At 58.1% G+C, this 14340-nt stretch carries 10 protein-coding genes; all 10 read right to left on the reverse strand.

Features of this window, described 5'->3' with window-relative positions; translation table 11 throughout:
• Positions 1 to 603: 603 nt before the first annotated feature.
• Positions 604 to 1458, reverse strand: coding sequence for a peptidoglycan recognition protein family protein (locus ACTSLZ_RS09285; protein WP_443094816.1), 855 nt, complete (start codon positions 1456 to 1458; stop codon positions 604 to 606).
• 336 nt (positions 1459 to 1794) lie between these two features.
• Positions 1795 to 2232, reverse strand: a complete 438-nt coding sequence (locus tag ACTSLZ_RS09290) for a hypothetical protein (protein ID WP_443094817.1) — start codon at positions 2230 to 2232, stop codon at positions 1795 to 1797.
• A gap of 249 nt (positions 2233 to 2481) precedes the next feature.
• A complete protein-coding gene (locus ACTSLZ_RS09295; protein WP_443094818.1) occupies positions 2482 to 3375 on the reverse strand; it encodes a hypothetical protein in 894 nt (297 codons plus the stop codon).
• Positions 3376 to 3433: 58 nt separating this feature from the next.
• Positions 3434 to 4543 (reverse strand): Gp37-like protein, encoded by a 1110-nt coding sequence (locus ACTSLZ_RS09300; RefSeq protein ID WP_443096125.1) that lies wholly within the window; start codon positions 4541 to 4543, stop codon positions 3434 to 3436.
• 19 nt (positions 4544 to 4562) lie between these two features.
• Complete coding sequence (locus tag ACTSLZ_RS09305; protein ID WP_443094819.1) at positions 4563 to 5450, reverse strand: hypothetical protein; 888 nt, start codon at positions 5448 to 5450, stop codon at positions 4563 to 4565.
• Positions 5437 to 10617 carry a tape measure protein gene (locus ACTSLZ_RS09310; RefSeq protein WP_443094820.1) on the reverse strand — a complete coding sequence of 1727 codons (5181 nt, stop codon included), beginning with the start codon at positions 10615 to 10617 and terminating at the stop codon, positions 5437 to 5439. Before ACTSLZ_RS09310 ends, ACTSLZ_RS09305 begins: the two co-directional genes overlap by 14 nt.
• Before the next feature lie 79 nt (positions 10618 to 10696).
• The gene (locus ACTSLZ_RS09315; RefSeq protein WP_443094821.1) at positions 10697 to 10936 is read right to left on the reverse strand and encodes a DUF5361 domain-containing protein; all 240 of its coding nucleotides are present in this window, start codon (positions 10934 to 10936) and stop codon (positions 10697 to 10699) included.
• A gap of 149 nt (positions 10937 to 11085) precedes the next feature.
• Positions 11086 to 11367 carry a hypothetical protein gene (locus ACTSLZ_RS09320; protein ID WP_443094822.1) on the reverse strand — a complete coding sequence of 94 codons (282 nt, stop codon included), beginning with the start codon at positions 11365 to 11367 and terminating at the stop codon, positions 11086 to 11088.
• Positions 11368 to 11510: 143 nt separating this feature from the next.
• Complete coding sequence (locus ACTSLZ_RS09325) at positions 11511 to 11981, reverse strand: phage tail tube protein (RefSeq protein ID WP_443096126.1); 471 nt, start codon at positions 11979 to 11981, stop codon at positions 11511 to 11513.
• Between the two features lie 19 nt (positions 11982 to 12000).
• Positions 12001 to 13311, reverse strand: coding sequence for an ISL3 family transposase (locus ACTSLZ_RS09330; RefSeq protein ID WP_179628043.1), 1311 nt, complete (start codon positions 13309 to 13311; stop codon positions 12001 to 12003).
• Between the last annotated feature and the right edge of the window lie 1029 nt (positions 13312 to 14340).

Here is a 14340-nt window from a genome sequence, read left to right on the forward strand (position 1 = left end):
CTTTGTCTTTGCGAGCAACGAAACGGTCCAAGGAAATATCCCGTCGCCGGCACCCGTAATTACTGTAGATCCGATGGGGGGATCTTACACGTCCAATCAAGAAATAGGTGCGGCCCCTATAGGAACCACCCAGACAAGGGACCGCACCATGTCTAGCCATGTAATGTGAATACGAAATCGTCTAGACAAGATCGATTATACCCTAATGCGTAGTCACAAGTTGTCTCTTATCGATGTATTAAGCGTGGTCGGAGCATAAACTCAGGACGCGCAACACCGGGCCCTCCACCCAAAGGTGCATAATAAACGGAGACCCGCATTGCGGCCCAAACACAGAACCATCTAGAGGTTCTCGTAAGGATCACGAGTGGGGCTTACGCAGAGACACACTCGAAGCAAACGGCGAAGACACAAAACGGGGCGAGGTCGCCGCTCCCCGTACCCAAAACGGAAAAACGAAAACCCCACCCCGCCACCTAGCGATTAATCACAATCCTCAAAGGTTACCCGAACCCATGAGCTAGGCAATAAGAAACTATATCAGAGTGTCACTCAAAATCGAATTGCGACGGCGTGTCGCTTCGGAATGCATCGACCACGAGATCAGCTCCCGGACTTGCCCTCTACCGCCCGGAAGTTCGCGTCCGCCCACGCAGCTTCCTGAACCACGCTGGTCTTGCCCGTCACCGGCTTCCCACCAATCTTGCCTTGCTTATCGAACTCTTCGCGCAACGCCGTCCTGGCCCCGGCCAGCGCCCGCTCGTGCAAGTAATCATGCAACTCAGAACGCAAGACCTTATTTACCACAGCATGGAAAAACCCCTCATTATCATGAATCACTTTATTCAGGGCCACTTCCAAATCGTGCTGCGTTGCCATACTCAACCAATCTCCTTTATCCGGTTTATCCGTCTTATTCACCTGATCGACAATCCACTCGATCTTCTCTGAGTACCGGCCAGGACAAGCCGTGTTGAACCAGTCCTTATGCCGGTAGATCTTCAAGTCCCCATACTGGGTCTGCAACCACCGGATCAGCTCCACCAACGTGCGCAAGTCCCCGTCCGTCATCTCCGGGCGGCACTCGATCCCAATGGTCGTCGCGTTACCCTTGGCCGAACCTGCGTGCCAGGCGGCATCAGCCGGAGACACCAGGCAGTAAACCAGCCCGTCCTGCAGCGTGAAGTGGGCCGAGGTATTCCCACCCTGTCTGCACAGGAAGGAACTGATCCCGTCGATAGTCTGGCCATCAGCACCCCAATGATGAATCGTGACCCCGGTGATCTTGCGTTCCATCCCGTACACCGCCGGCACTCGGGCCGCTGGCGTATAGTTCGGGGAATTATATTTCGTCTCATTCAACACGAATTTCATCTGATGAATCTCCTCAACATGTGATGTACAATATAACAAAACCCCCACCATGATGGCAAGGGCAAACACTAATACTCCGGCCATGACGGCAAATCCTCCTCAGGCACCTGCCACCGGGTGATACATTCCCGCCGTAAGAGCGCATACGCCTCTTCCAACACCCGACGAGCCCTGGCCTCGGCGTCAGCCCGCTCACGTTCACTTACCGCCATATCACGTTGCCCATCACGTTCGACGAGCGCGGTATCCCTCTGCTGGACCAACGAAACATTCCGCCGCTCCTCAGCCCTGACACGGCCCGACCGGTAGTCCTGGACCCCTTTGACCAACAGACCAATAAACCCACCGCCAGAAACCGAACCCAACAGGTACGGGGCTGCATCCAACCACAACTGCGACATCAGTGGCCCTCCCCTCCGGCTAGCTCTCAACCAAGACTTCCGGGTCGATCCGGTAACGACGGATCCGCAAGAACCGGATCACCAGCAACACCACCAACGCCACCGTCACTGCCACCTGAGGCCACCGGTTGCCCACACCGTCCTCAATCTGGAAATCAACCAGAACAGCGCCATAAACCAGGCCACCACCGACCAGCAGGCACAACCCGGCCTTCTCCAACCACCACCAGCCCCCAAACACCGACACAGCACCCGTGACACCACCGACAGCAAGCATCAACCCCCATGCCAGGGAAAACCAGTAGCTCGTCGAATTCACCAACGCCCCCGGAGGGCAGGGCAAGCAACAGACCCCACCAGCGGCCAATGCCGCATACACCGCGACCAGCAGCGCCGCAGTCAGCCACCCGTCAGCGACACTGCGCCACCACCCAGTGACCGGGTCACGCACCTGCATCAGTACCGTCCTCACCATGGTCCGTGTGTTGCATAGCCAGCTCCACCCCTCGGATCGCAGCCATCGTTCTGCCCAGTGCGGCCTCCGCTACTGCCTGGGCAAGCTTCGCCCTGTCATGTTCAGCCCCGACCGATGCCGTATGGGATACTGCTTCCGAAACTGCCCGCTCCTGTCCCGTCCGGGTCGTAGCCAGCGACGACAACAACACCTCCAATGTTGCTTGATCCATCCAAAAACCATCTTCTTTCTCTACATACTGGTTTCCGGGTTCACCGGAACGAACCAACTAAAATTGAAATGAACCGGAAAATCTTTCTCCACCACCAGGGACGAACCCAAACCAGAAATCAAGATCTGGCCAGAATCGGTAACCGCCACCCCGATCACCCGGTCACTGTACAACCCGGTCGTATATTGATTCGTACGAGGCCTATACCCACCGGGGATCGGCGCCCCTATCGACGACCAGCTCCCAACAGTGTAGGTCTCGGCCGTACGAAGATACGCTCCGGCCATGGTGCACTCCCACCCACCGCTGGTCGGACGGACAAGTATCCCGTCAGTTGACAGCACCTGTTGCCACCCACCAATAGGATCAGGTCTGACCATGTTCCCACTGGTGGGAACCCATTTGCCCCACGAAGCACGGAACGTTGTTTTCTCCCTCCAACAGTGCCCTTGAGTTCCCCACAGCACAGAAGCAGCATCAGGTAGTTGATCCTGATAATCGACCTGGATCACAGGTGTGATCCTTTGCCGACCATCGCGACGAACCGCGTCTGTGAGCAACTGATTCGGTTTCCTCACAATCCGGGACAGCACCAGGTGGTATTTACCACCAGTCTGGTCCAGGTCTGTTCTGACCGCCAGTTTCACCGGAGTATGCCGGTCGGCGGGATCGTAGCTGAGCACGACATAATAGGTCGTCTCCACTGACACGGCCGGCACACTCAGCTTCACTGGTGTATCCATATGATGGTAAAAGCCACGCAATATTGCATGATTGAACCCCGTGAAGCTGTCCACCTGAACCGTGGCTTCATCTGTTTGGTTAGACAATTCAATTTTGTACGGGTTGCCACCCTCGTCCAGGATCCCGTCACCAATACCAAGAGTTACAGATTTCCATTGGTCATCGGTCATCGGTTTGTCAATCACGGGAAATGACGTCTGCGCCAACTCCCCCACCGCCTTCTTACATCTATATCGCTTCTAGTTTGCGTTGGGCGTCAATGATCGGGCGTACCCGTCGAACCCATAGTGGGTCTGCATTATCCCTTGCCTGATCAGGGCCGACTGTTACTTTGACCTCTCGACCGTTCTCAGACCAGGACACTTTCGCGGCCTGCACCCGGTCAGCGAACCTGACAGATCTCAGAACAGCGGTAACAGTATCGCCCAAGAAAAAATCTCTCCCGAAAACACGGTTAGTTTCTTTAATGGTCATCGTCACTGCAGCAGACCCGCCGGTCTTAGCCACCAACTTCCGGCCCGCCTCATCCAATTTCTTTTGGTCATCTGCATCACGCTGGTCCTTGAAGGCTTCGATACGGTACCCCCAGGTATCAGATACCGGAATATCGTAGGAACGAATCATCCTGTTCTTGCCCTCGCCCTGACCGGCAAGCACGAAAGTGGTAGCTTCCGGAGCCGTCCGAGAGACCGTCCACGCCCCCAAAGCGGCCGTATCCTGGTGAAAAACGACCGAGCGGGACCGGTCAATGCATTCCCTGATTCGGCCATGGATTCTCCGGTCCTGCTCATAGCAGACATCCACCGCGACACCACCAGAATCAGCAGTTCGAGAAACCACCGAAAGCAACGTTTCCAGCCTCGTCTGGACTGTCACCTGCCGGCCAATTCCCGGCTCTGGGTCCCAGCAAAACCCACGCCACCGTCTCTGCGGCAAAGCAGCAGCACCACAGTTGCGCAACACCAACGACCCGATCACATCCGCGGCAAACCCAGAATCCTGATAATGGTCCACTTGCTGCCGATCAACAGGGTTTAATGGATCGGGGTAAGTAATCCGGTAATTCAATAGACCCATGTCCTGGACCCCGGAGAGGTTCAGGTTCAACACCCCGTCTTGCGTTTGGGAATGTTCCATAGTGGTCACCAGCCCAGAAAACCTCAGTCCCTCCGGATCGCAAATATATATACGCGACCCCTCCACCACACGTTCCGAGACCGGATGATGCCCGGGCACTTGGACGTTGAACGTCCCTGCACCGTTAAGCTTGACCACGATCTCCGCCGACAGCCAGACCAGACGCCCTGCAGGGGCCAGATCCGGGCCAATCACGAACATTTCCACGACAACCCCCTCATCAGTAGGCAGACAGGTACTGCGGGCGATAGGAAAGCGTCAGTTGCGAAGCTGGCGAAGCACCAGTAAACCGCACCTGCACATGGTTAGCCGCTGGCTCCAACGACCCCAACCGGGTATCCAAAGACACTCGAGACCACAACTGCCCTTGAGCCTGCACCTGGTCGTAGACATCTCCTCGGGCGGTATCAAAGCAAACTATCTGCCCTTCTTTGATTTCGCCCGAGAACCCAATAGGACCGGCAGGTGTTTGAATCCGCAGGTCCGCCCCTGGCCCGCTCACGGACCAGATCGGTGCCACCGGCTGATCCCCCTCAACATGGATGATGAAATCGCCGGTGATCGAGGAGGACGTCAGTACCACCGGGAAAAACGACGACGACGTCGACAGGAATGGCTTCACCCCAGGGGCAATCTGCCACATCCGTTCGACAGGATCTGCCGACCAGAATGGTGCCAGCATCTTAAACTTCAAACCAAACGACTGGCAGGTGCCGTTGTACCGACCAGAATAATCACCTTCCAAGCCTCCGGCATAGTAGACATCAGCCCACCGGGTGCCGGCGTCTCGGGTCTTCGATGTCACGGAGATCCGCACGGGCCCGGCAACCGGATCACAGAGCCGATACAACCGGTCCCTGAGCATGTCGCAACCCTGAAACGAATCGCCGAAGACATGGACCGGCAAAAACACCTCCCTTTCGCCCACACGTCGGTGCCGCAACAGTGACCCGTGCGCTGCCGGAATCGGAACGGACTGTATATCCACAGGACCGATGCCCAAACCCGTGGACCCGTACCCAAGCAGGAACCCATCAACCACACGAGGACCCAACACCACCGTGTCACTGCCGCGGCTGATAGTAACGATCGGATCAGACAAGGGCATGCAAAGCCTCCTCCTGCTTTTGTCTCAGAACCACACTCTCTGCCACCGCATCGACGTCATGGCCATGAACACCACCGTTGATGACAACTCGCGCCCCGCCTTCTGCCAACTGGATAGCACGATGCGCTACATCCCACTCCCGATCCGTGAGCACGAAATCCGGGGTGTCTCTGCGATGATCAATGACCTGAACTCCAGACTTAGCCGGAATCACACCACCCTGGTCAAACAATTTCGGAGTGACTAGACCGCCTTCGGCATACCCGTGACCGTGCCCGATCACTCCCAGCATCCCTTGAGCCCCATACGTGGCCTTCGCGTAGTTCATTCCAGCCACCAGGTTCGCCAACGGGTCGAACCGGTCATCAGGCAGCCCGCGGTCACGGTAGGCGGCAAACGTCGACCCAATAACCTGAACCAGCCCCTCAGCCAGGTCACCAGTGACGTTATTGATGTCACCGATATTGCCCTGAACGGCTCTGGGATTACCAGATGACTCCACCGCAATCTGATTGACCCATGCATTGACGAAATCATCAGAATCAGGCAACCCCGCACGGTGCAGAGCCTGTATCACGGTAGAACGCCATGCCGAAGCCGAAGACCCGGAGCTGCTTCCAGCCATCCGTTCAGCCCAGTCCAGTGCGCCATCAATAGCCTTCTGCCCCAGACCCAGTGGCAAATCAACGAACTTATTGTCTTTGAAGTGTCCCCTGGCGGTATTGATCCACCCGTCAACCATGTCCTTGATGTGGCTGATCAGCCCGTCCAGGACGGAAAAACCCCCTCCCGGGTTTTCGTAGGTTTTTACGCGCCCGCTAGGCGGGCCCCAAACATCGACCAATGCTTCGTAGTCCCCTCCGTGGGGCCAGTCGCCTCCGGTCATCATGTGGTCCATCACCGATGACGAGTCCCCATCAACGACGTGCCCCAGACCGAGGGCATGGCCGATTTCGTGAACCAGAACGCCTCCACGCCGGTTCGCTGGGACGCTCGGGTTCATCTCAATTGTGTCGTCATGGTAAAGCCCCCATCCGCCACCGGCCCCGGGCACCCAGTTGTGCACTCCCGGGCCATTACCACCGACCCGGATGTCCAGTGCCGAACGGCCGACCCAGGCTTTGATGGCTTGGGAGACCGAGGCACCAAACAGATCTTGATCGGAAAAAGACATGTACCCGGCGTGCGCGGCATCAACCTGCATCTGACCCCAGGAGATCGACCCCGACCCGTGCGGTGGCACTGATCCCGCATAAATCCCGTTGGCAGTCGCTTCTCTAGTCTGCTGCGGGGAGGAGGGCAGGTCGCCGGTGGTGTTGATCGTGTCCAGAAACCCCGGGTACTTACGTTCGAAAGCCTGCCTGGAGGCTTTGTTGACGACGAACTCGTCAGCGTGAACGAACCCGGCCACATCGTATTTCTCGCCAGGACCGGTCCAGCCACCGGCGGACCATCCCCTGGTATCGAAAGGCTGCAAGTGCTCACCATGCCAGGTATCGGCAATACCGTTGTAGTTGTTGATGAATCGGTTCACGACTTCATCTACGACCCACTTGATCGGGACCTTCACTGCATCGCGCAGTTTGTCCCAAGCGTTAGCAATCAAATCCGCTGCATGGTGCCATGAATCAACAAACACCCCGGTCACGAAATCACGAATGGGATTGAGAATATTATCCCTCATCCAAGACCATGCCTTAGAGACCGCGTTCGATATGGCGTCCCAGACGTCAGCAATTCTGTCTTGCATCCATTTGAACGCCGGAACCAGCACGTTTTCGATGAACCATTTGATTCCATCCCAGACGGGTTTGATGATGTTCTCCCAAACCCATCGAATAGCGGAAGCAATGCCGTCCCAGACCGGACGAATCACATGATCATACAGCCAATGAAACACATCAGCCAACGGGCCGTAAATGAAATCCATGATCCACCCGAAGATGGCTTTGATTCCCTGGATTTCTGTGTCGATGAACCACTTGATCGCATCCCACACAGGGCGGATGACATTATCGTAGAGCCAGTGAAAGACCGGCCCCAGGGTATTACGAACCACATCCACAATCCAGTCAAAGGTGATCTTTATACCCTGGATTTCGGTGTCGATGAACCATTTGATCGCATCCCACACAGGGCGAATGACACTGTCGTAGAGCCAGTGGAACACGCCTCCAACTGCATCGATCGCATTGTGGAAGATCGGGCCCACAACGTCACGGAACCAGTTCGCCACCGCCTCGATGCAGCCCTTGATTGCGCCCCAGACCGGGGCGATGACCGCGTTATGGAGCCAGGTGAACACCGCCGACAGGGTCCCGCCCGCACCCTGGAAGAACGGGACCAGGACAGTCGAGAACCACTGGGCTACGGCGTCGATGCACCCCTTGATTCCGTCCCAGGCCGGTTTAATAGCTGCGTTATACAGCCAGTCCCAGATCGGGGCGAAGATTGCAGTAATTATGCCAATCACAATCTGCGCCATGGTCATCACCGCGGCCGCAAGGGCAGTGAAAATCACCATGATAGCTGTGAATACGGGCCGAATAATATTTTCATACAGCCACGTAAAGACGTCCCCGACACCATGAACAACTGCCATAAAAACGGGGGCAACAGTTTGCGCAAACCAATCCACGCAGTGGCGAATTGCGTCAAAAATCCCTGTCCAAAGTTTTACGGCTATGCTAAATAGGAATTTGTAATACGCAATGATCGCGTGGACAACAATACCAATTGTCGGGCCAACATGTACTTTGAACCAGTCGACCACCACATCAATAGCGGTTTTAATGCCGGACCAGGCTGCGTTGACCGCGTCTTTGAACCAACCGATCTTGTTATACGCCACCACCAGTGCAGCAATCAATGCGGCCACCCCCAGGACAATCAGCATCACCGGATTCATTGCCATCACAGCGTTGAACACACCCATGACACCAGTGAATATACGAACCACAGCGGTCACAGCCTTGAAGACTCCAATACCCGCAGCGATCGCACCAGCCACTACGGTGATCGGCCCGGCCAGCGCCGACAGGGCCGGCGCCAAACCACTAATCACGTCCCCCAAAACCTGGGTTGTTTTGACCGCGACCTGGACAGCGACCCCCAGTACGGTCCCGATCGCGGGCGCCAGGGCGTTGATGATGTTGGTTACTACCGGCAGCGCCTGGGTAAGGAAACCAGCCATGACTTCGACCAGGCTCTGGAAAATACCGCCGACGTGGCCCCCGTCGCCGCCCAGTTGCTTCAAAGCCGGAGAGACAGCACCCCAGACAACAGTGGCCAGGTTCACGATTGCCTGCCATAGCTGTCCGAAGGCCTGACGCACAGGTTCAGAGGTCGTATACGCCGAGACCAGCAACGAAATCAGGGTGCCCCATGGCCCGCCAATGAGCCTCAAGACACCGGTCAACCCACCCAGCGCCCCCGTAACCGGGAGCACATGAGTCAGGAAACCGCCGAGCAAACCATCCAGTGCACTTACACTTCCGGATATCGACTCCAGCAGCGCAACCACCGGCGACAGCCGCACCATTAGCGGCCCGAACGCAGCCACCAAGCCACCCATTTCTACACCAGACAGATGACTGAAGGCATCGACCAGTCGGTGCAGACCAGCACCCACACGTTCGAAGAATCCGACAACAGCGGACGAGCTGACTTGCCCGTCCATTTTCTGCCAGCCGTCACCGAAACCACGAACAGCACCAATCAGACCGCCCAACCCTTGACCGAGCGGGCCTTCCGGGTTCAGCCCCATCTTGGCCACAACATCCTGGCTCAGGACACTCGTGTTCCCCAGTTGCGACAAACCGTCTTTGAACTGCTGCAATCGTGTTGCGAGGTCCTGGAACACCGGGCCTGCTTTGGCCGCGATGGCATCGAAGCCACCGGTTAGTTTCGTAAACAGTGCAGTTGCCAGCGGCAAGAAGGGCGTCACAGCCTCGGCACCGAGTCGACCGATCGAGGTCCGAAGGTTCATAAACGACCCGGCGGTCGTTGTCCCCATGGCTTTGGCGGCACCGGTCACGTGGTGTTTCATCGCGTTTTCAAAGGTTTGAAAATCAATCTGGCCCTTCGAGACCATGTCCCGGACTTCTTCACGCGTATGACCAGTTTCTTCGGCCAGATACGACAGGGCAGGTACACCGCGTTCGGAGAGCATCATCAGGTCCCCGCCGGTGACATGCCCGATGGCCGCGACCTGATTGAAGATGTATCCCATCTCCCCCATTGAGGACCCGGCCTGAGCGGCGGTGTCGGTGACTGTCCCAAGGACATCCTCCAGCTGCTGGCCCGGCTGGATACCGGCCGCCACGGCTGTTTCAGCTACCTTGGCTGCGTCTCCGAGACCGAACGAGGTACCTTTGACTGCAGTCAGGGCATTGTGCATGATCACGGTGACTTCGTCACTGGTATGGCCCAATCCCGCCAGTTTCGCCTGAGCGCCCTGAATCTGCAAGGCCCGGTTTACACCGCCGGTGATCGCAATGGCCCCCACCCCTGTAGCAACAGTGGCCAGGGTTGTGCCGGTTTTGACACCGAAATTGCCCATACGGGTCCCGAGGTCCCCCAGTCCTGCCCCGACTCTGTCCAGCCCAGGTCTAGCTTGGGTGTGGAAGGACTGAAAGGATCGCCCCATGGCCCCTGCCGCGAAACCGACTCGCCCCAACATGGAGGAAAACGTCTGGGCGGTGCCTTCGGCATCGGCGACCCCGCCCCGGAAAGCACGGACCCCGCCAGTGGCCGCACCGGCACCGGCCCGCGAGACCTCCCAGGCTCGATTCACCGTCCGCCCGAACGCGTTGAACCCACCTTCGGCGGCCGACAACTCGACATGGGCCTGACGCATACCATCGCCCAACCCCCGGGAAAAGCCCTTCGCCAGGCTGGTCACGTCCTGGAACACACCGCTGAAGGCACGATCCAGCCCGGCCGCTCTGGCCATCCCCGCGCCAACCCCGACCATTGAACGGGACAGGGCTGCAGAAAGCCCACCCAAACCAGTCACGACACTGTTTTCCAACGAGCCGGCCGCACGGGCCCCGGCATGGGCGCCAGCCCTGTCAGAGGCCACGCCCAAGGATTGTTTCAGCTGAGCTTCAACACCCTTGAACGTCGGCACAATTGAGACGTAGGCGACACCTAGTTCAGTGGCCACAACAACACACCCTCCCTCTCAAGAGGCCAAGCCCTTCAAAGCCAGGTCTCGTCGTAGATACCGACTGTTGATACACCTGCTACCGTGGCCCGTTCTTCTGCACCAGCCACTGCATCGCCGCGTCCAGGTCCATCCCGTCCTGCTGCGAGCCGGCTTGGTCCTGGTCATGCGGACGAGGCAACAGCTGCGGGACATTCATTCCCTGCTGAGCGTCCTCAGTTTTCGACCACTGCAACCACCGGACCGAGTCGACCAGGCAGGCCAACAGATGCGTCCCGGCATCCCAATCCCACCCCTCAGGATCAAGGCACCTGTGCAACGCCGAATCTTGCGGCAAATACTTAACCACCGCCAAGAAATCGCCCCAGGTAAACGCCGCCGACCCGACCTGACGCAGCCGCAACCCACGATCAATCAGGTCGGCTTCGATAGCTTGCCCGTACTGATCAATCAGCCGGGCAAGCTCAACTATTCCCCCAGCTCAATCCCCGAAGCCTCTTCCCAAGCCTTCATGAACTCTCCCAGTTCCTCACCAGGGTCCAGCTGGTCGATGGTCTGGAGCGCCTCTTCCCCTGCGAATTCTTCAATCAGAGTCCACATCTGGTCCTGCTGAGACAACTTCCGGTTCCGACGCAAGAAACCCGTCGAAGGGCGCAGTGGATAAACCTTCACCTCGCCCCGTGCCGTATCAAAGGTCAGCACATCACCTGCAGCGGGCTTATGATCACTCGGTTTCTTTGTTGCAGCCATAATTTGGCCTCCTTCATCGTGGTGAATATCGAATTTGAGACGGCTCATATCTGTTGCCCCGTCCGTGCCGAGGCCGCCTCATCAAAACGGGGATCAACAATCCCTACCCATTCCTTGGGTAAGGCAAAAAAGAAATAATCGCCCTAGGAACCTGCAACAACATCCGAAGCCAGGTCGTATTCGTACTGGAACTGGTCACGCTCGTCCTTGTACGCAGTAATCGTAACTTCGTACGAGATCACGTCCTTTGTCACATACTTAGTATCCCCAACATCAGTAACCTGAGCATTGGGATAGACCTTTCGAATCTGGTTCTTGCCATCCTGCAACTCGATCACGAAACACCGGGCCTCGAGCATCTTCTCGTTGTACAAGATCGTCCTGGCCCGTCCAGCCCGGGTGTCTTGGATTTTGACGTTGTCTTGGCCGAAGACTTCCTTCAGCGTCTGATCAGTACGCTCAATGAAAGTCAGTTTCAGCTTCAGCGAATACTCCGACTGGACCGTACGAACAATCGAACCAGACCAGTCTTTGATGTCCTCAGTTTTCCGGTCAACCGTCTCTTTCATTCCGTCATCGGAAATAAGTCCCACCAGCTGAAACTTCCCGTTCAGTGGGGTAACACAATCTGGCTCATCGCATTTGAGGGTGTAGGTGGTTCCTGAAGCCGCCGGTGTCGAGCAGCGATCGGGCTATGTAGTTCGTGAGGTTCCGGAATCCGAGGGCGGAGCCGCGGAGGTGTTCCAGGCGCCCGTTGATCGCCTCTGTTGGCCCGTTGGACGTGCCGGGCCGGTCGAAGAACGCGAGGATGTCGGCGGCGCGCTGCTTGAGCGTGCGGCCGAGCTTGCGGACCTCCACGAGCGCGGCGGGGACGCCGCTGGAGACGGAATCGATGACGGCTGTCATCAGCTTCTTCGCCGTCTTCCGATCGGGTTCGCGGTAGGCGGCGATCACGCGCTGGTAGATGCCCCAGGTCGCCTCGACCTCGACGTGCTCGGAGACCGCGAACAGTGCCTCGAGACGGGTCTGCTGCCGGTCAGTGAGCAGCTGCGCGCCGGTGTGGAGGATGCGGCGGGCCTTGTAGAGCGGATCGTTTTTGCGGCCCCGCCGGCCGTGCAGGCACTGCTGGACGCGACGACGGCAGGTGTCGAGGGCGTCGCCGGCGAGGCGGACGACGTGGAACGGGTCCATCACCGCCTGCGCGTCCGGGAGCTCCTCGCTGACGGCGGTCTTGAAGCCGGTGAACCCGTCCATCGCGACGACCTCGACACCATCGCGCCAGTCCTGCGGGCGTGCGGCGAGCCAGGTCTTGAACACGGCTTTCGAGCGACCCTCGATCATGTCCAGCAGACGGGCGGGGCCGGTCTTGTCGCGGTTCGGGGTGAGGTCGATGATGACGGTGACGTACTTGTCGCCGACTCTCGTGTGGCGCCAGACGTGCTCGTCGACGCCGATCACGGCGACGCCGTCGAACCGGGCGGGATCGTCGATCAGCACTCGACGCCCTTCAGCGAGGACCGCGTTGTTCGCCGTGTGCCAACCGACACCGAGTCCGGCGGCGACGCGGGCGACGGTGAGGTGGTCGATCACGAGCGCTTCCAACGCCCACCGCATCCCGCTACGGGACAGCTTGGCTCGCTCGGGCGCCGCTGCCGTGAGGTCCTCACGCCAGGACCGTCCGCATCCTGAGCACTTGTAGCGGCGGACCCGGACCAGCAGCGTCGTCGGGCGATGACCGAACGGCTCGTGGGCGAGACGCCGCGTGTCCGTCCCGCGCGAGAGCGCCTGGCTACCGCATCCCCGGCACCACGGATCCGGCTCGGCGACGCGGCACTCGATCACCGCGCGATCCGGCTCGAAAAGCTGACCGGTGGCCACGAGGCCGAGCTCGTCGAGATGGCAGAACACGGTCAGATCAGGGGTCGCGAAGGTAGCGTGGTGCACGTCGAGGTCTTCCGGCAGATGGTCAGTGTGAGAACTTCCATCATCGGAAGGCCTCGACCCTCATCCGGCGACCGACGCGCTCAGCCACCTACCCCCTCAACTGCGAAGAGCCCACAATCTGTCGGCGTACTCGTCCCGGCAGGGGCAGAGTAGAACCCGCCGCCAGCTTTAGGGCCACCCACACGTGTCTTATTAGCCAATATATTCTCCTTAAAAATGAAGGGACCGTCAGAGGCTGATGCCCGACGGTCTCTTGTACTCAATGTCTAATTCTTTTAGTGGGTGCTCTGAACTGTCATATCCATCAGCTCGGTACCCATCTCGGCGACAAACTGCATCCTGTACAGCTCTGGGGTCTGCTGATCGTCAAGAGACCGTGCAGGAGTAAGCTCCAACCACGCCAACGGAGCCTGGTCGTGAATGAATCCACGGTCCTTGAAGGCACGGAAGACAGCCCAGACCGGAGTAATCAGGTCAAAGGCAGCCACCGAGTCGCTGCCCCAGGCCTCAACCAGAACCTTAGGGTGGTCCCTGCAACCAGACGGTGCCAGATTCCCACCCAACCGTGATACCCGCACGCAGCCGGCGGTAATACTGGCTGGTACCAGAGTTGAGGCACGGACCCCGTACTGGGCCAACCCGATCAGTACGTCAGTTTCAATGTCCCTGGGAACTTCGACTATTTGACAGGATCCCAATTATGCCAACTCCCATCCATATGCCTCAGTAGAGTTTCCCGTTTAGCGTTGTCTTTGCGTGCTTCAAACGTCGCCGTGATCACTGACCCGTGCACGCGGTTTCGTCCAAGCACCGCGGAAGGCTCGTATCCTGAGCCCAGCGTTGCCGCGAACTTTTCGGACCTGTCAGCGATGACTTCTTGCATCTCGGCGGATTTCAGCATGTTCGCTTTCGCATCCGGATTCAGCACCAGCCGCACCCGCCTCACCCGACCCTTCGCTCAATTTTGAACTGAATGCCACCTTGGGCTTGAAACAACGCGTGAGGATTATGGGCTCTTCGCAGTTGAGG

The sequence above is a fragment of the Rothia koreensis genome (assembly GCF_052232265.1).
Taxonomy (GTDB): domain Bacteria; phylum Actinomycetota; class Actinomycetes; order Actinomycetales; family Micrococcaceae; genus Rothia; species Rothia koreensis.